The sequence below is a fragment of the Rhodococcus cerastii genome (genome assembly GCF_033042195.1).
Taxonomy (GTDB): Bacteria; Actinomycetota; Actinomycetes; order Mycobacteriales; family Mycobacteriaceae; genus Rhodococcoides.
Window position 1 is genome coordinate 20,177 of sequence record NZ_JAWLKF010000010.1, and the last position, 17,458, is coordinate 37,634.

15 protein-coding genes are annotated in these 17,458 nt (G+C 66.2%); 11 read left to right on the forward strand and 4 right to left on the reverse strand.

The features are described 5' to 3' along the window. Positions 1 to 5: 5 nt before the first annotated feature. Genes R3P93_RS17165 through R3P93_RS17180 form a run of 4 tightly spaced genes read left to right on the forward strand, consistent with a single transcriptional unit; the run spans position 6 to position 3,255 of the window. Positions 6 to 1,184: an AI-2E family transporter gene (locus tag R3P93_RS17165; RefSeq protein WP_149407095.1), complete on the forward strand. Its 1,179-nt coding sequence runs from the start codon at positions 6 to 8 to the stop codon at positions 1,182 to 1,184. Then, positions 1,171 to 2,340 carry a MacS family sensor histidine kinase gene (gene macS / locus R3P93_RS17170; RefSeq protein WP_317533540.1) on the forward strand — a complete coding sequence of 390 codons (1,170 nt, stop codon included), beginning with the start codon at positions 1,171 to 1,173 and terminating at the stop codon, positions 2,338 to 2,340. Before R3P93_RS17165 ends, macS begins: the two co-directional genes overlap by 14 nt. Further along, positions 2,337 to 2,996, forward strand: a complete 660-nt coding sequence (locus R3P93_RS17175; protein WP_317533541.1) for a response regulator transcription factor — start codon at positions 2,337 to 2,339, stop codon at positions 2,994 to 2,996. Before macS ends, R3P93_RS17175 begins: the two co-directional genes overlap by 4 nt. A 37-nt stretch (positions 2,997 to 3,033) precedes the next feature. Then, positions 3,034 to 3,255, forward strand: a complete 222-nt coding sequence (locus tag R3P93_RS17180) for an autophagy-related protein 2 (protein WP_068049063.1) — start codon at positions 3,034 to 3,036, stop codon at positions 3,253 to 3,255. Here the strand turns inward: R3P93_RS17180 and R3P93_RS17185 are convergent, their stop codons facing one another. Beyond that, positions 3,256 to 3,645 carry an SRPBCC family protein gene (locus R3P93_RS17185; protein WP_068049094.1) on the reverse strand — a complete coding sequence of 130 codons (390 nt, stop codon included), beginning with the start codon at positions 3,643 to 3,645 and terminating at the stop codon, positions 3,256 to 3,258. A 110-nt stretch (positions 3,646 to 3,755) separates the two neighbouring features. On the opposite strand from R3P93_RS17185, the gene R3P93_RS17190 reads away from it, so the two are divergent. From R3P93_RS17190 to R3P93_RS17200, 3 genes are all read left to right on the forward strand, one after another. Continuing rightward, positions 3,756 to 4,868, forward strand: coding sequence for a glycosyltransferase (locus tag R3P93_RS17190; protein WP_068049066.1), 1,113 nt, complete (start codon positions 3,756 to 3,758; stop codon positions 4,866 to 4,868). Positions 4,869 to 4,889: 21 nt separating this feature from the next. Beyond that, a complete protein-coding gene (locus R3P93_RS17195; protein WP_094639220.1) occupies positions 4,890 to 5,540 on the forward strand; it encodes a DUF1707 SHOCT-like domain-containing protein in 651 nt (216 codons plus the stop codon). 75 nt (positions 5,541 to 5,615) lie between these two features. Next, positions 5,616 to 7,508: a DUF2339 domain-containing protein gene (locus tag R3P93_RS17200; protein ID WP_197477971.1), complete on the forward strand. Its 1,893-nt coding sequence runs from the start codon at positions 5,616 to 5,618 to the stop codon at positions 7,506 to 7,508. Between the two features lie 118 nt (positions 7,509 to 7,626). Here R3P93_RS17200 and R3P93_RS17205 read toward each other — a convergent pair whose 3' ends face one another. The 3 genes from R3P93_RS17205 to trmB are packed head-to-tail and all read right to left on the reverse strand — an operon-like array spanning position 7,627 to position 12,203. Then, positions 7,627 to 10,743: an MMPL family transporter gene (locus R3P93_RS17205; protein WP_317533542.1), complete on the reverse strand. Its 3,117-nt coding sequence runs from the start codon at positions 10,741 to 10,743 to the stop codon at positions 7,627 to 7,629. Further along, entirely contained in the window at positions 10,744 to 11,448 is a 705-nt protein-coding gene (locus R3P93_RS17210) for an NYN domain-containing protein (RefSeq protein WP_068049106.1), read from the reverse strand. After that, entirely contained in the window at positions 11,445 to 12,203 is a 759-nt protein-coding gene (gene trmB, locus R3P93_RS17215; protein ID WP_094639229.1) for a tRNA (guanosine(46)-N7)-methyltransferase TrmB, read from the reverse strand. Before trmB ends, R3P93_RS17210 begins: the two co-directional genes overlap by 4 nt. 212 nt (positions 12,204 to 12,415) lie before the next feature. Here trmB and R3P93_RS17220 point away from each other — a divergent pair, with 212 nt between their 5' ends. From R3P93_RS17220 to R3P93_RS17235, 4 genes are all read left to right on the forward strand, one after another. Beyond that, on the forward strand, positions 12,416 to 13,444 hold the full coding sequence (locus R3P93_RS17220; protein WP_317533543.1) for a hypothetical protein: 1,029 nt from the start codon (positions 12,416 to 12,418) through the stop codon (positions 13,442 to 13,444). Continuing rightward, a complete protein-coding gene (locus R3P93_RS17225) occupies positions 13,441 to 14,943 on the forward strand; it encodes a P-loop NTPase family protein (protein WP_317533544.1) in 1,503 nt (500 codons plus the stop codon). The genes R3P93_RS17220 and R3P93_RS17225 overlap by 4 nt, the downstream gene beginning before the upstream one ends. 46 nt (positions 14,944 to 14,989) lie before the next feature. Further along, positions 14,990 to 15,295 (forward strand): DUF6802 family protein, encoded by a 306-nt coding sequence (locus R3P93_RS17230; protein WP_317533545.1) that lies wholly within the window; start codon positions 14,990 to 14,992, stop codon positions 15,293 to 15,295. A gap of 309 nt (positions 15,296 to 15,604) precedes the next feature. Then, positions 15,605 to 17,434: a phosphoenolpyruvate carboxykinase (GTP) gene (locus tag R3P93_RS17235; protein WP_317533546.1), complete on the forward strand. Its 1,830-nt coding sequence runs from the start codon at positions 15,605 to 15,607 to the stop codon at positions 17,432 to 17,434. Positions 17,435 to 17,458 lie beyond the last annotated feature (24 nt).

The window sequence follows — 17,458 nt, forward strand, 5'->3', positions numbered from 1 at the left end:
ATTCGGTGCATCCGCTGGTGCGGGTCGGCGCGGAATGGACGTGGCGACTGCTTGTCCTGTTTGCCGGATTCATCACGTTCTGCCTGGTGGTAGCCAAACTCAGCACCGTCGTCATTCCGCTCGGTCTTGCGCTCCTGGCGTCGGCGATGCTCGTTCCCGTCGTCGATTGGATGCACCGACGCGGAGTGCCACGCGCCGTCGCGGTGATCGTCGTGATCATCGCCAGCATCGGTGTCGTCGCCGGCATCATGACCTTCATCGTCGAGCAGTTCATCGAGGGCCTACCGCAGGTGGGTGATCAGTTCACCCAGTCCATCAACGGCATCGAGGAATGGCTCAGCAACGGCCCGCTGCACATCAGCGAGGATCAGATCAGGCAGGCCACGGACAGCCTCGTGAAGGTCGTTCAGGACAATCAGGAGGCCGTCACCAGCGGAGCGCTGACCACTGCGGCGGTGATCGGCGAGATACTCACCGGCGCGTTGCTCACGCTCTTCGTCCTCATCTTCTTCCTGTACGGCGGAGATCAGATCTGGCAGTTCGTCACCCGGCTGGCACCGACCGCGGCACGCAGAAGAATCCGCACCGCAGGCATCCAGGGCTTCGGGTCGCTGGTGGGATACGTCCGGGCGACGGTTGCCGTCGCGGCCGCCGATGCCATCGGCATCGGAGCCGGGCTGGCCATTCTCGGTGTGCCACTGGCACTCCCACTGGCCTCGTTGGTGTTCATCGGCGCGTTCATCCCGATCATCGGTGCGGTGCTGACCGGATTCGTCGCGGTGTTCATCGCACTCGTCACCAAGGGCCTGATCACCGCGGTCATCACCCTCGGCATCGTGGTGGCCGTCATGCAGCTCGAAGGCCATGTGCTGCAACCACTCCTGCTGGGCCGCGCCGTGCGACTGCACCCGTTGGCGGTGGTCCTGTCCATCACCGTCGGCATTCTGCTCGCGGGCATCGTCGGAGGCCTGCTGGCCGTACCGATCGTCGCCGTCCTCAACACCGCTGTGCGGTCGCTGCTGGCCGCCGACCCGGACGAGGTCTACGAGGAACTCGAGGTGCCCGACCCGCTGTACTCCGCCGAGCCGAGCGACCCGCACACTCCTCCCGGTAGCGACGAGCCGGAGCGACTCCCCAAGGGAGAGTTGAAGACTCCGAACGAGAAGACCGATGCAGACGGCTGATCGGGCCAGGACCACGCTCGCCTCGTCCGATCCCGACACCCCGCTGTGGCGTGCCTCCCAGGTCTTTCGGCTGGTCACCCTCGTCTACGCCGTCGGCTACCAGGTGGCCACCGTCGACAATTACACCAATCCGCGGTTGAGCTGGATGCTGGTGGCGCTGATGGCCGTGTGGTCGGGGGCGTCGGCTCTGATGCTCGCGCGCGCCTCGCTTCCGCGCTGGCAGGTGGTGCTCGCCGATCAGGTGATCGTCGTCGCCCTGATGGCGTCGACACGGCTGGTGGCCGATTACGACTGGTACAGCACCCGGCAAACATTGCCGACCACACTGTGGGCGACCAACGCGGTCATCTCCGCCGCAATCCTGTTGGGTCCCAAGGGCGGGATCGCGTCGGGAGTGGCGATGTCGGTGGTCAGCGCACTCGTCCGCGACCGGTTCGACTCCGACCTCTGGTCCGACGCCACCGCCCCGGTGCTGCTCTCTGCTGGACTGGCGCTGGGGATGGCGTCGAACACCGCCCGGCGCGCCCACGAAGAACTGCGTCGGGCAGCACGTTCGGCTGCGATCACCGAAGAGCGTGAACGGCTGGCCCGGCAGGTGCACGACGGAGTGCTGCAGGTACTGGCCCTGGTGCGCCGGCGTGGGCTCGAAATAGGCGGGCCGGCAGCCGAACTCGCCGAGCTGGCCGGCGAGCAGGAGGTCGCTCTGCGGGTGCTGATCTCGGAACAGGCGGCTCCGCGTGGCGATCACGCCGATTCGATCGTCGACGTGCGGGCGCTGCTGCGAACTCAGGCGGGTTCCTCAGTGGCTGTCTCGACTCCGGCCGATCCGGTGCTCGTCGACTCCGACGTCGCCGAGGAGCTCGCCGCTGTCGTGGCGACCGCACTGTCCAACGTCGAGCTGCACGCCGGTGCCGATGCGAAGGCCTACGTGCTGCTCGAGGACGTCGACGGGGAATTGATCGTCAGCATTCGCGACGACGGCCGCGGAATCCCGGCCGGACGGCTCGCCGCCGCCGAAGCGGAAGGCCGGATGGGCGTCTCGAAATCGATACTCGGCCGCGTCGAATCTCTCGGTGGTACTGCGATACTCGACACCGAGGAGGGCGAGGGAACCGAATGGGAGATCCGCATTCCTCGAACGAAGGGACTTCGATGACCGAGGACACGAATGCCGACATCGCGGTGATGGTCGTCGACGATCACCCGATGTGGCGCGACGGCGTCGCCCGAGATCTCGACGCTGCCGGATTCAGGGTTGTCGCCACGGCAGACGGTGTCGCCGCTGCCGGCCGCCGCGCGCGAGCCACCACTCCCGACGTCGTGCTGATGGACATGCATCTGCCGGACGGCAACGGAGCCGACGCCACCGTCGCCGTCCTGGAGGCATCGCCGCAGACGAGAATCCTCGTGCTCTCGGCGTCCGCGGAACGCAACGACGTGCTCGACGCCATCAAGGCCGGAGCGACTGGTTACCTGGTCAAGAGTGCATCGGCCGAGGAACTGTTCGACGCGGTCCGCGCCACGTCGGCCGGGCAGGCGGTGTTCACTCCCGGCCTCGCGGGCCTGGTGCTCGGAGAGTTCCGGCGGATGTCGACGTCGCCACAACCGGAATCCGACACCCGCCCGACGCTGACCGACCGCGAAACCGAAGTGCTACGCCTGGTCGCAAAGGGTCTGAGCGCCAAGCAGATTGCGACCCGACTGACGCTGAGCCATCGCACCGTCGAAAATCACGTCCAGGCGACCCTGCGAAAATTGCAACTGGCCAACCGCGTCGAACTGACCCGATACGTCATCGAAAAAGGGCTGTGAGGGTTTGCGTCGGTAGCTCAGGGGCACTCTGCATCCCATGACCGACAACGAAAAATCAGTGGACACCACCGTCGACCCGGCGAAGCACTCGAAGGGTGTCGACGCCGATCTCGATCAGACCGGCGACGAGCGTGACGAGGCGATCGACGAATTCGACGGCCATCTGGACGGGTCGGGTGAGGATTCTTCGCTACCGACGCCCGAGCCGACCGACGTCGCCGACAAGTCGGACGAGAAGACCGTCACACGGTCCGAGTAGCTACTGGGCGCACAACCTGCCGAGCGCGAACTTGGCGACCGGCACGTACGGCAGAACCAGCGGCAGTGGGCCGTCGATCGTCAGCCACGCCCTGGTGCCGCTGGGGCGTGAGACCACGCCGTGCGTCAGGTCGACCCCGATGGCCTGGTTCTGGAACCACGCCGACCACGCCCACGTCCACGACTGCTCGTCGACCGAATGCACCCGGAAGTCGATCGGCACGCCCAACGGCCCCAGTACTCGGCCGGTGGTGTCGGCGTCCAGCCGCTCGCCGCGGTACTCGACGCCGATGATCTGCGGTGCCCAGGTTCTCCAGGCCGTCGGTTCCATGTAGCGCTCCCAGACCTCGGCGGCGGGGGCGTTACCGGTGGATTGCAGTGTCACTCGCATCTGTTCCACCTACCCGTTGGTAGCGATCCCCACACAGAAATTCCGCGAAGGTTCGGTCACCATCCATCGCCGCGCCGTCGGGCGGACTTGTCGCTGGGAAGACTGGTCGAGTGCGCATCGTCCAACTCGCCAACTTCTACGGACCGAGGTCCGGGGGATTGCGGACGGCCGTCGACCAGCTCGGATCGGGGTACGTCGCGAGCGGCCACGAGGTGATTCTGATCGTGCCGGGAGATCGACGGAGCGAGACGCTTCTGCCGTCGGGAGTGGTGCGCATCGAGGTGCCTGCACCGCAGATCCCGCTCACCGGTGGGTATCGAGTGGCCGACCCGCGCCGGGTGTCCTCGGTGGCAGCCGGACTGCGGCCCGACGTGATCGAGGTATCGGACCGTCTGACGCTGCGCGGCATGGGCGGCTGGGCAGCGCGTCGAGACGTACGGAGCGTGATGATCTCCCACGAACGCCTGGACCGACTGCTCGCCCAGACGATGCCGATGCGCTGCGCCCGTCCGTTGGCCGATCTGGCCAACCGGCGTACCGCCGAACAGTACGACGCCGTCGTGTGCACCACCGAGTTCGCGCAACAGGAGTTCGAGCGCATCGGCGTTCGGAACGTGCAACGGGTACCGCTCGGTGTGGATCTCGACCTCTTCCATCCGCGTCGCCGCATTGCCGGCGAACGGTCCGCATGGCTGGGCAGCGCCGACCGGCTGCTCGTGCACTGCGGCCGACTGTCGGTGGAGAAACACGTCGAGAGAAGCATCGATTCGCTTGCTGCACTCTGTGATTCGGGAATGCGGGCACGGCTCGTCATCGCCGGCGACGGCCCCCGCCGAGCCGGCCTCGAACGACGCGCCCGCGGTCTACCCGTCGAATTCCTCGGGTTCGTCGACGGCAGAGCGGCCGTCGCGGCCCTGCTGGCTTCCGCGGACATCGCTCTCGCGCCGGGACCGCACGAGACATTCGGGCTCGCCGCGTTGGAATCGCTCGCCGCAGGTACGCCCGTCGTCGTCTCCGAGACCTCGGCGCTGGCGCAGATCGTCACCCCGCACTGCGGTGGATCCTCCGAGAACACCGCAGACGGATTCGCCGCCGAGATAGAACGAGTACTCGAACTGCCGGTCGACGGCCGCCGCATCGCCGCCAGGTTGCGCGCCGAACAGTTCGGATGGCCCGCGTCGGTGTCCGGAATGCTCTCCGTCCTGGGCGGTCGCGCAGCGTGAGATCTTCGCTACCCTGATCACATGGAGGCAAGGGATCTACGAGTGTCCGATGCCGAACGCGAGCACGTCGGAGAGCTGCTGCAGCGCGCCGTGGGCCAGGGCATGCTCTCGCTCGGTGAGTTCACCGAGCGAATGGACACCGCATTGGCGTCGAAGACCCGCGGTGAACTGAACTCTGTTCTCGCCGACCTGCCCGGGATGCAGATCGCCGAGGAACATCGCCCGGCACCGAGATCCTTCGCCGCGCCCACCCCGCAACCGACCCCGCGCCGCGTCGTTCAGGAGCACTGGGGGCACGGCAGCGGCGCGTCGGACACACTGCGCGGCACCATGTCCACCATCACCCGCAAGGGCCCGTGGAACGTGCCGTCGAACCTGCGCCTCGCCACCCGCATGTCCACGGTGACACTCGACTTCACCCAGGCAGTCATGTCCACCCAGGTGGTCGAAATACACGTCGACGACTACTGCAGCACCGTGACCCTGATCGTGCCGACCGAGGCGACCGTCGATCTCAACGGTGTCGACACGGTGGCGGGCAGCGCCACCAACAAGGTCCGCACCGGCCCGCCGTACGGGCCACTGCACCTCGTGGTCTCGGGCAAGGTCCGCCTGGGCTCGGTGACCGCCAAGCATCCGTTCGGTAGCTCGTTCCGCCGCATGTTCGGCTAGAGAGGCGCTTCTACTCGAGGAATCCGAGTAGCACTACTCACGCTTTTCGGCCGCGACGGTCGCAGGATCGAACCCATGACTTCTTCCCAGAACTCCGGGCTGGATCCGCAACTCGTCGCGCGACTGTCCAGCCGCTTCGATTCCCTGGGCGACCACATGCGCCAGGTGGCCGTCGATCTGCAGACACTGCAGTCGCAACTCGGTGCCGCGGGTGCCGCTCCTCGTCAGGCCCCTGCTCCAGCCCCTGCCGTTCCGCCGCCGGTGGCGCCACCGTCGTTGCCCCCGCAGCCCTACGGTCAGCCGTTCGGCCAAGCTGTCCGTCAGCCGATGGGACAGCAGATGGTTCGGCCCCAGCCTGCCCCGCCCTACCCCACGCCGCCGAGGGGACCGGTCGTCGCACCCAGGCCCCCGGCTCCACCGCGGGAACCGTGGTGGCAGCGTGACGGTGTCATCAGCCGCCTGCTGGCTGTCGCCGGCGCAGGCGTCACTCTCGTCGGTGTCGTGATGCTGCTCGTTCTCGCCGCCCAGGCCGGGTGGTTCGGCCCTCCGCTGAGGGTCGCGGCGGGCGCAGTGTTCTCACTCGCGCTGATCGGTGCGGGCGTCCGTGTCTTCGGTCGCTCGGGTGGACGCGTCGGCGGGATCGCCCTCGCCGCCACCGGCATCGCGGGCCTGTATCTCGATGTACTCGCGACATCCGTCCTGTACGGCTGGCTCGATCCCGTGCTCGGTCTGATCACCGCATTCGGAATTGCCGCAGCCGGAACGGCACTCGCAGTGCAGTGGAAGTCGCAGCCGATGGCGGTGCTGATCCTCGCCGGTGTCGCAGTGTGCGGACCGGTGCTGACCGACGGCCTGACCCTGACCTTGATCGCGTTCCTCGTCGCCACCTACGTCTCGAGTTTCCCGGCGCAGATCGGTCGGAATTGGCAACTTCTGCAGGCCGTTCGGACCGTACCGCTCGTCGGCGCGGTACTGGCTGCCATCGCGAGTGCCGATCTGTCCGGATCCACCGGCGACCTCCGGCTGTTCCTGGTCGTCGTGGCGGTAGCCCTCCTCGGCATCGGCACGTCATTGGAGTTGTTGCGCCGCAACGTCTCCGATGTGGTCGCCACCGTGATGATCGCTCTCACGTCTCTGCCCGTGCTGGTCTCCGCCGACGTTTTCGATCGCGGGGCCACCGTCGCCCTCCAGTTGGTTCTTGCTGCTGCGGCTCTGGCGATCGTGATTCTGGTGAACTGGTTGCCGGGGCACGCTCGCATCACCGTCGCGGTGGTCGGAGCCCTGGCGACGCTGCAGGCCGCAGTCGAGTCGACGACCCTCGAGATTCGCCCGGTCGTGATGTTCGCAGTCGCCTCGGCTCTGATCGCGGTGGCCCACAGCACCCGCTCGACTCTCGCATACTCGATCGGCAGCGGATTCGGCGTGATCGGTACGTTGATGTTCGTCTCGGTCAGCCCGCCGCAGGCGCTGCTCGACTCCGATCTAGCCGTCGGCAGTGTCGGTATCTCTCTCGGTGGAATCCTGCTCGCTGCAACGGCACTCGCTTTCGTCTACGTGCTGGCCGAACTGAAACTGGTCGACGACGGACTGCAGACCCTCGGCATCGTCTCCGGCGTACTTGCCCTGTACGGCTTGACGACGGCAACGGTGACCCTCGGCATCGGAATCGGCGGCGAAACAACAGGATTCACCGCAGGCCACACCGCGGCAACCATCGAGTGGATGATCGCAGCCTTCGCACTACTGGCCTTCGGGCTGCGCAGCGTCACGCACGCTCATCTGGCCCTGCTGGCCGGACTGTCCTTGACCGCCGCAGCCATCGCGAAACTGTTTCTGTTCGACCTCGTCGCTCTGGACGGACTCTTCCGAGTCATCGCCTTCATCGCCGTGGGATTGCTGCTCTTGATCGCCGGTACCCGATACGCCAAGGTGTTCGCGGACCGAGAAAGTGCGGCAGTTTCCCGCTGATCCCCCTGCTGCGTCAATGGACCACTGCATGCGTCTCGACGGTGCAGTGGTTCATTGACGCGGTGCGGGGGTGGGGTCAGGAGTTCTCGGGAGTTGTTTCGCCCCAATCACATCGGGGTCAGCGTGAACGGTTGCGCTCGCGCGCGAGTAGTTCACTGACGCTGAGAACGTGTCCGTTCTCCCCGCCGCGATGACGACCGCTGTCGCCGCCCTCGGTGGTCGGTGCGGCCCGACGGCCCGACGGCTTCTCGGACGGTGTCTCGCTCGACGCGGACCCGTTGCTGCCGTTGCGTTCGGTGCCGTTCGGCTCGGTGCCGTTGCGTTCGGACTCGACGCCGCTGTGCCCGTTGCGTTCGGAACCGTTCTGCGGCGAGCTGTTCTCGTCGTCACCGCTGTGGTCCGAGCCGTTCGCGGTCGAACCGTTGTGGTTCGTACCGTTGTGGTTCGAGCCGTTCGCGGTCGAGCCGTTGCGCGGTGTGCTCGGGGGCGGTGATGCGCTGGGTGCTCGCAGGTCGGCGAGCCAGCTCTCGATGGAACGCGAATCCGGTTCCTCCGCGCGAGGTGCGCGAGCAGCACGGGTTCGGCTCGGCGGCTCGACGGTCGGACGCGGTGCGCTCGGTGCACGAGGCGGCTCCGCCGACGGGGGAGCAGCCACCGGGTTGACCGGCGGTGCGGGCCGGACGATCTCTGCTGCCTGGGTCGGCTCCGGCTCGACGGTCGGGCGCGGTGCCACCGGCCGGCTCGGGGCGGGCCGAGCAGCGGGTCGGTCCTGCGGAGCAGCCTGGGCCTGGGTAGGAGTCTGGCCCTGGGGAGGAGTCGGGCGCGCAGCCGGTGCCGGAGGTGTGGTCGGTGCCGCACGGGTCGGCTCCGGTGGGGTTGCCGGACGTCCCGTCACACTGCGTCGGGATTCTTCCTTCGCGGCGTGGGTCGCCCGAATGGGACCCCCACCATGCGGTGCGACCACCGGAATGGGCTCGGTGAGCGGCTCGTTGCGGCGCGGTGCCGGGCGCATCGGCGGCGCGACGGTACTCGACGGTGCACCGCCTGCGAGCGCGAGCTCGGGCACGTCTTCCATGGGGAGAAGCTCGTCCTCGAGGATGGTCTCGCCGAGTCCGAGTTTCTGCTGGATTCGCTTCATCCACTGCGGGGCCCACCAGCAGTCGTCGCCGAGCAGTTTCATCGTGGCGGGCACGAGGAACATGCGGATGAGGGTGGCGTCGATGATGAGGGCGGCGATCATGCCGTAGGCGATGTACTTCATCATCACCAGGTCGGAGAACGCGAACGCTCCGGTGACGACGATGAGGATCAGGGCCGCGGCGGTGATGATGCGTCCGGTATGCGAGGTTCCGATGCGGATGGCTTCGCTTGTGCTGGCACCCTTTTCGCGTGCTTCGACCATCCGGGAGAGCAGGAACACCTCGTAGTCCGTGGACAAGCCGAACACAATCGAGATGATCAGCACCAGCACCGGAGCCATGATCGGACCAGGGGTGAAATTCATCAGCCCCGCCCCGTTGCCGTCGATGAATATCCACGTCAATATGCCCATGGTGGCACCGAGGCCCAGGACGGTCATGAGCACCGCCTTGATCGGCAACACCAACGATCCGAACGTCAGGAACATCAACAGCGTCACGATGAACACCACGAGCACGGCCATCAACGGCAGCTTGTCGATGAGTGCACTGATGGAGTCCTGCTCGATGGCAGGCGTACCGCCGACGAGAACCGACGCTCCCTCTGGCACGTCGATACTGCGCAGGAAGTCGATGGCGGGCTTGGAGTCGTTGCGATCGACCAGTCCGGCCTTGAAGACGATGATGCCGTCCTTGCTGGCCCCGTTGGGAGTGAACTGCTCGATCAATCCCGGCGCATTGTTGGCCTGGTTGGTGATCGCTGCGAGGTTGGGCCCCTGTGCGTTGCTGATCACCAGCTTGATCGGCTCTGTGCGCTGGCCGGGGAAGAGCGAATCGAACTCGGCCTGTGCCTCGCGGGTCACGTTGTCCGGAGGCAGATAGGTCTCGTTGATACCGCCGAACTTGATGTTGCCGACGGGCAGCGTCAGGAGCACCAGGCCGAGCACGATGGGCACGGTGACCTTGACGGGGTTGCGCATCACCCAGCGGGTGAGGCGGCCCCACATGCCGTTCTCGATCTCCTCGCTCGACTTGGTCTTGCGCATGAACTTCAGACCGAGCGCGTCGACGCGAGGGCCGAGAATGGCGAGCATCGCGGGCAGGATCGTGATGGCCGTCAGGGCGGCGAGCGCGACGGTGGCGATCGAACCGTAGGCGACCGATTTGAGGAAGCCCTGCGGGAACAGCAACAGACCACCGAGGGACGCGACGATCATCGTCGCCGAGAACACCACGGTGCGACCGGCCGTCATGACGGTCCGGCGCACGGCCTGTGGCGTCGAGTAGCCGTCGCCGAGTTCTTCTCGGAATCTCGAGACGATGAACAATCCGTAGTCGATCGCCAAGCCGAGGCCGACGAGCGAGACCACGGGCGCGACGAACGAGTTGACCTCGGTGAAGTTGGTGAACACCTTCACGATGCCGTTGGCACCGACGACCGTCAGGCCACCGATGATCAGCGGAAGAGCGGCGGCCACGACGCCGCCGAAGATGAAGAACAGCAGTACTGCCACGGCAGGGATGGCGAGGATCTCCATGCGCTGGATGTCGCCGGCCATCGTCGACTGCAATGCCCCCGCGACGGCCTGCAGGCCTGTCACCTGCACGTCCACGCCGTCGATGTAGAAGACGTCCTTTACGGCCTGGAAGTTGTTGGTCAGTTCGGTGTCGTTGGCTCCGGCGATGGCGATGCTGGCGATGGCGTGCTGTTTGTCGGTGGTGCCGAGTGCAGCGAGGTTGGGCGCGCCCGTCCCGGGAAAGTACGTGCCGTTGATCTTCTCTATCTGGTCCGGATGGTCGGCAACCAGAGAGTTCAAGTTGTCGGTGATCGCCGACTGGAACGCCGGATCATCGATGGTCGAGCCCTCGGGGGCGGTGTAGAGGACGATGACGTCGCCCTGCTTGTCGCGACCGAAGGTCGTGTCTGCCAGACGGGCAGCCTCAGCCGATTCCGACGTCGGATCGTCCCAACCGCTCTGACTGAGATGGCTGTTGAGATCGAGACCGTAGGCGGCGAAGCCCAGCAGTCCGGCCACCATGACACCGATAACGGTGTACCGCAGCCGGTAGACGATGTCTCCCCATCTGGCGAACACTTAAGAAACTCCTTGGCGCCCGACGAGCAGGGCGGACAGCGGTCGGAAGGGCTGCAGCCACGCGCCCTCGTCGGGGAGCGAATCGAGACTCACCCGAGGCAGTGGCTCACGGAAGACGCCCGGGATGTCCTCGAGGTCGAGGAATTCCAGGATGTCCGACGTGACAGCCCAGCTTGCGTGCTCCCGGAATCCCAGTACCTGTACGGGCACTCCGGTCGCTGCGATGGCCTCCAGCGGCCCCTTGAACGCTTGACCGTCGGCGGACGCGACCATGACACCGGCAAGGCCGCCGTCACGGTTGCGGAAGTCGATGTGGTCGAGCATGTCTGCGTCGACGTCACTGTCTTCGTCGACCTTGGGCTTGGCGAACACCGCGAATCCCACGTTACGCAATGCTTCGACCCAGGGTCGGACCACATCTGCGCTGCCGGGGGCGATGTTGGTGAACACCGTGGCCTCGGGTTCGAGCGTCGCGGTGCCCGAGGCGGAGAGTTCGGCGGTGCGGCTGAGCAGCCATCGGCCCAGGGCATCGAAGCGCGGACGGTAGGCGGCGGTGGGTCGGCCACCCAGAATTGCGCCCAGTCCCATGTCCAGGTTCGGGGCATCCCAGACCAGCAGGACGCGTTTGCTGTGGCGCGTTTCACCGATGGCACCGAGTTCTGAGGGGTCGACCACGGTGTCGGGCATGTCCGTACTGACGCTCATGCTGTCTTCTTTCCCCAGATCAATTCCGTCACCGAGCTACCGACCAGCTGTGCTTTGCCCTCGAACTTGGTCACCGGTCGCTCGTGTGTCATGGGCGATTCCCAATCGAGAACGGTCAGACCGGGCTCGGCGTTCCCGGCCTCGGCAATCCACTCAGCGTATTCGGCATGATCGGTTGCCACGTGCAGAACGCCACCGGGCTTCAACCGATCCGCGATCATCGCGAAAGTCGGCCCCTGCAGCAGCCGACGCTTGTGGTGCCGAACCTTGGGCCATGGGTCGGGGAAGAAGACGCGGACGCCGGTCAGCGACTGCGAGGACAGCATGTTCTCGAGCACGTCCATCGCGTCACCGCGCAGCAATCGAACGTTCTCGATGCCTTCTCGTTCGATCTGCTGCAGTGTCTGCGCCAGGCCGGGGCGGTAGACCTCGACGGCCATGAGGTTGACGTGCGGCTCGGCCGAGGCCATCGCCGTGGTGGCCGTACCGGTACCCGAGCCGATCTCGAGAATCGCCGGGCCGCTGCGCCCGAACCAGGCGTCGATGTCGATCTGCTCGTCGGCGACGTCGCGGCCGATGCGCGGCCACAGGCTGTCCCAGGTGGTCTGCTGCGCCTCGGTCAGCGCTCCGCGCCGAGAGCGGAAACTCGTCACGCGTGGGTAGAGTCGTGAGCCCCGTTCCTGGGTCTGCACGGCGTTCTCCTCGGTGTCGACAGAGGTGTCCTGGGGCTCGTTCACCGGTCCATTGTCGCGCATCGACGGGGCGTGTGACAGGTGGGTCTCGAGTTGAAGTTGAGACTTGCCGTCCAACCGCTGATCAGCGGTGGGACGCACCCGACTAATTACAACGATGCAATTCGTTTCGATCGGCTCGCGAGCGCCCGCATGTGCCAGAATCGGTGCCGCAGCAGGGGGCTGTGCGTCGCGTCCGGAAAGTGGCGGCGGGATCGTTCTGGGGGGAATCGATCATGGATGTCGCCGAGGCCGGTCTGGGCCTGTTGCGTGACCGGGTCGCGTCGACCGACGCACGCGAGGCCGTCGAAAATACCGTCCACGATCGCCTGCTGCCGCTGACCGCACGGGTGACCGGCCGCGCCGGCGTCGGGAAATCCGCTGTTCTCGCCGTTCTCGAGTCGGTGCCGCTCGACGCCGACGGCCTCGATGTCCGATGGCGCGAGAGCAGGACGGACAACAGCAAGGGCGAAGTGCTCGTCCACGTGATCGCGGGAGCGGTGTCGCCGGTCGACATCGCATTGCTGAGTTCGAGGCCGAGGGGTGTTCTGGACGGGACCGTCGTCGTGCTGACGAAGGCGGACACACTCGACGATCCCGCAGCAGACGCAGTAGCGGCCTCACAGCAGCTGGGGCGGACGGTGTTGCCGGTGATGGGAGCGACCGCGGCGGGCATGCGGGGAGTGGGCCGAGCCGGCGCGCCTCTGGACATGGCCGACGTACGAGCCGTTGCGGCGGCCGATCTGCGCCCGACCGATCTGATGACCGTCGATCGGTTTCGCGCCGTCGACATCGAGGTGTCGACGCGTCGCAGAGAAGCTCTGATCGAATGCATCGAACTGCGTGGTCTCGCCCTGCTGGTCGACGTACTGCGGCAGCGACCCGCCGTGTCCGACGGCGATGCGGTGCGCATGCTGGCCGACGCCACCGGGGCCGATGCCCTGATCGCCGCGGTCTCCACGGCCGTGTCGGCGGCCGCAGCGGCTCGGGACGCAGAGCTGCATCGCAGCATGCAACAGATCTCCGCCGGTCATCGGCGTGTTCGTGCCGCTGTCGAGTCGTACCTGGCCTCGGACGAGGCGGTGGCTGCCGAAATGCGCTGTGCAGCTCTACGTCTGGGAGTGCCGATCGAGACCGGTTCGGAGCAGGTCGCGTCGGAGCAGGCGGTGCTGTGGAAGAGGCGGGCGGCCGCAGCCGTCGATCCCGACGTACGTCGCGCCGCACTCGCACTGTGCCGAGGCCACGTACGAATGCTGCGCCGGTGATCCCGCTGTCGGAGGACATGAAAAGTGTTCTACGACGCTGGGATTCCAGTGCCCTGGACGAGATCGAGCGCGCCAGGGTCAGTCGACCTGCCGGGGTTCACCTCACCGGTACTGCAGGGTCGGGCAAGTCCGAACTGCGCCGTGAGCTGTCCCGGCTCGTCGGTTCCGCCATCGAATTCACGGATTCGGTGGCCGATGCGGCGGTCGTGATGATCGTCGTCGACGCGTCGGCCCCGGTGGGTCGCGTCGAGGTCGAGCAGTGGCGAGCAGCCCTCGAATCCACACCGGTCGTGTTCGTGGTGAACAAGATCGACGTGCATCGGCACTGGCGTGAGGTGGTTTCTGCCGACACCGATGTCGTTGCCGAGTGCGTCCCACGGGCGGTGGAGTGCACGTTCCATCCGATTTCGGTTCGGTTGGCGCGGATGGGCCGGGAGAGCGGTGACGCTGCGATGTCCGCGGAGTCGGGTCTCGGAGCAGTGGCGGACCGGCTCGGCGTTGTGCTGCTGCAGACCGCGGCTCTCGGAACCGAGCGTAAATATGCTGCGGCAGTGCAGGACTGCGCATCCGGAGCCAGAGCGTCGATCGTGGCGAGAGCGCGCGCGGTGACCGGCGGTAGTGATACGGCCGAACTCCGTGCGCGGCGAGCCGAGCTCGTCGGCGAACGGGACAATCTCGGTGGTGATCGACGGGCGCTGCTGCACAATCGAATTCAACGAGTACGCGTGGAGTCCGTCCATACCGCCGCCGAAGACTTTCGAGCTCTGACCGCCGAGGTCAAGCGCACGATCGACGGAGCCGGGCGTGCCGAACTCACTCACCTTCCAGCGCACGTCGCCGAGTCTGCGCGCGGTGCTCGGAATCGAGCCGACGCGGCGCTCACGGCCCGATTGCGGGCGGTGGAGACCGAGCTCGGGCTCACGCCGCGGCAGGCGGAGTCGGTCGCGGACGCCCCGCTCGATATCGGGGAGCCGTCCCGGCGCCGGGGCGTCGAGGATGTCGTCATGATCGTGGTCGGCGCGTCGGCGGGGGTGGGACTCGGGCGGCTGGTGGTCTCGCCGATGGCGCTGGTGCCGGCCTGGGCGGTTGCCAACACCGTGATCACTCTCGTCCTCGGTGGTGCGCTCGCCTGGTGGATCACGCGCTCGAGGTCGTTGGTGGCCGACCGCGCCCACCTGCGCGGTTGGACGCAGGAAACGGTGGCTCGGGTGAAATCGTCGGTGGAGCAGCGGTTGCTCTCGCGGATTCTCGACGCCGAGTCGATGCTCGCGGCCGCTGTCGCGAGTGCGGACCGGCACGCAGTGGCCCGCATCGACGTCGCACTGGCCGAGGTGGACGCCGAGCTGCGCCGGCTCGCCGACCACCGATCGGCGCTGTTGTCTGCCTGCGATCGCGATCTGTCTGCGCTGGAGCGGGGCCTCGAGCGATTTCGTGGATCGGTCCCTCTTTCTTCCACGCACGGGGAACCGTTCGACGAGCCGGTGCGTCGGAGTCAGTAGGTGCAGTGTCGGTTCGTCAGGTTGGTTGGTCGAGTGAGGAGCGTCGATGATCGCGGTGGATGGCTTCGCAGCAGGGGATTTCCTCACCGAGCAGGTCGAGCCCCACGAGGTCGACGATCCGGGCGCGCCCACGGTCTCGACGGACCTGTTCGATCTCGACGGCGACGGCCACTACGAGACCACCGTGCGGCATACCGACGCCGGGATGACGGTGGCGACCGACGTCGACGGGGACGGTGTGACAGACAAGTTCACGGCCTTCGGACGTGACGGGCAATACCGAACCTGGGAGATTTTTCGAGAAGCGAACGGTATCGGCCGGGGTGAAATGACCGAATCGGGCGAGCTCTAGCGCGTGTGTACAGGCCTGGCATCGCCGCTGGTGGGGGCCTTCTTGCACGGAACTTTCCCTATCTGAATCGGTCTTGTGACCAATCGGACAACACCCTGTTTCTGGATTCACGTCGCTCGGCGTTAACCTGATGAACAGGACATCCGGCGCTCGGTCCTTGGCTTGCTGTACGCGGTAACATGGTGTACTGCAGCTCGAACGGCCGAGCAGCGCCCCGCCGAGAGGGGAAAACCGAGATTCATTCGCGCGTAGTCGCCCACAGCGACCGTGCGGATTCTTCCCGGTTCCGGCTAACCCCAGGAGAGTTAGATGACCTCAGCGACCATTCCCGGTTTGAGCGGCACCGACAATGTGCCGACTCGACACAAAGAACTGCTTGCCTGGGTTGCTCAGGTAGCCGAACTGACAGAACCGGACTCCGTGGTGTTCGCTGACGGATCCGACGCCGAATGGGAGCGCCTGACCGGCAAGCTGGTCGAGGCCGGCACCTTCACTCGTCTCAACGAGGAGAAGAAGCCCAACTCGTTCCTCGGCAACTCCGATCCGTCGGACGTCGCTCGCGTGGAGTCACGCACCTACATCTGTTCCAAGGAAGAGATCGACGCCGGTCCCACCAACAACTGGATGGAACCGTCCGAGATGCGGACGCTGATGACCGATCTCTACCGCGGTTGCATGCGTGGACGCACCATGTACGTGGTGCCGTTCTGCATGGGCCCGCTCGACGCGGCCGACCCCAAGCTGGGCGTCGAGCTCACCGACTCCGAGTACGTGGTCGTGTCGATGCGCGTGATGACCCGCATGGGCCAGGCTGCGCTCGACAAGATCGGCGACGATGGCTTCTACGTCAAGGCGCTGCACTCGCTCGGCGCTCCGCTCGCCGAGGGCCAGGCCGATGTGCCGTGGCCGTGCAACGACACCAAATACATCACGCACTTCCCCGAGGATCGCGAGATCTGGAGCTACGGATCCGGCTACGGCGGCAACGCTCTGCTGGGCAAGAAGTGCTACTCGCTGCGTATCGCATCGGCGATGGCCCACGACGAGGGCTGGCTCGCCGAGCACATGCTGATCCTCAAGCTGATCTCTCCCGAGGACAAGGCGTACTACATCGCCGCGGCGTTCCCGTCCGCGTGCGGCAAGACCAACCTCGCGATGATTCAGCCCACCATCCCGGGCTGGCGCGCCGAGACCATCGGTGACGACATCGCGTGGATGCGCTTCGGTGAGGACGGTCGTCTCTATGCCGTCAACCCGGAATACGGCTTCTTCGGCGTTGCGCCGGGAACCAACTGGGACTCGAACCCCAACGCGATGAAGACCATCGACCAGGGCAACTCGGTGTTCACCAACGTCGGCATGACCGACGACGGCGACGTGTGGTGGGAGGGCCTCGAAGGCAAGCCCGACCACCTGATCGACTGGAAGGGCAACGACTGGACCCCCGAGTCCGGAACCGATGCCGCGCACCCGAACTCGCGCTACTGCGTGCCGATGGCCCAGTGCCCGTCGATGGCTCCCGAGTGGGACGACCCGCAGGGCGTGCCGATCTCGGCAATCCTGTTCGGTGGACGTCGTAAGACCACCGTTCCGCTGGTGACCGAGGCTCGCGACTGGCAGCACGGCGTGTTCATGGGAGCCACCGTCGGCTCCGAGCAGACCGCTGCTGCCGAGGGCACCGTCGGAACCGTCCGACGCGATCCGATGGCCATGTTGCCGTTCCTCGGCTACAACGTGGGCGACTACTTCCAGCACTGGATCGACCTGGGCAAGAACGCCGACGAGTCGAAGCTGCCGAAGGTGTTCTACGTCAACTGGTTCCGCCGCGGCGACGACAAGCGCTTCCTGTGGCCCGGATTCGGTGAGAACTCGCGTGTGCTCAAGTGGATCGTCGAGCGCATCGAGCACAAGGCCGCAGGCGTCGAGACACCGATCGGTGTGGTCCCCACCGCCGAGGCACTCGATATCGACGGCCTCGACACGACCGTCGACGACGTCGCCGAGGCACTCGCGGTGAACACCGACGAATGGAAGGCCGAAATCCCGCTGATCCAGGAGTGGTTCGACTTCGTCGGCGAGAAGCTGCCCACCGGAATTCAGGACGAATTCGACGCCCTCAAGCAGCGCCTGGGCGCGTAGTATTCACGACACAGAACGGGGCTC

What these genes read in the sequence shown, in the direction of transcription:
- R3P93_RS17210 (WP_068049106.1), bottom strand. Translation starts at nt 11,448, where the DNA reads ATGAGCGTCAGTACGGACATGCCCGACACCGTGGTCGACCCCTCAGAA.
- R3P93_RS17235 (WP_317533546.1), top strand. Translation starts at nt 15,605, where the DNA reads ATGACCTCAGCGACCATTCCCGGTTTGAGCGGCACCGACAATGTGCCG.
- macS (WP_317533540.1), top strand. Translation starts at nt 1,171, where the DNA reads ATGCAGACGGCTGATCGGGCCAGGACCACGCTCGCCTCGTCCGATCCC.
- R3P93_RS17175 (WP_317533541.1), top strand. Translation starts at nt 2,337, where the DNA reads ATGACCGAGGACACGAATGCCGACATCGCGGTGATGGTCGTCGACGAT.
- trmB (WP_094639229.1), bottom strand. Translation starts at nt 12,203, where the DNA reads ATGCGCGACAATGGACCGGTGAACGAGCCCCAGGACACCTCTGTCGAC.
- R3P93_RS17180 (WP_068049063.1), top strand. Translation starts at nt 3,034, where the DNA reads ATGACCGACAACGAAAAATCAGTGGACACCACCGTCGACCCGGCGAAG.
- R3P93_RS17185 (WP_068049094.1), bottom strand. Translation starts at nt 3,645, where the DNA reads ATGCGAGTGACACTGCAATCCACCGGTAACGCCCCCGCCGCCGAGGTC.
- R3P93_RS17195 (WP_094639220.1), top strand. Translation starts at nt 4,890, where the DNA reads ATGGAGGCAAGGGATCTACGAGTGTCCGATGCCGAACGCGAGCACGTC.
- R3P93_RS17230 (WP_317533545.1), top strand. Translation starts at nt 14,990, where the DNA reads ATGATCGCGGTGGATGGCTTCGCAGCAGGGGATTTCCTCACCGAGCAG.
- R3P93_RS17220 (WP_317533543.1), top strand. Translation starts at nt 12,416, where the DNA reads ATGGATGTCGCCGAGGCCGGTCTGGGCCTGTTGCGTGACCGGGTCGCG.
- R3P93_RS17200 (WP_197477971.1), top strand. Translation starts at nt 5,616, where the DNA reads ATGACTTCTTCCCAGAACTCCGGGCTGGATCCGCAACTCGTCGCGCGA.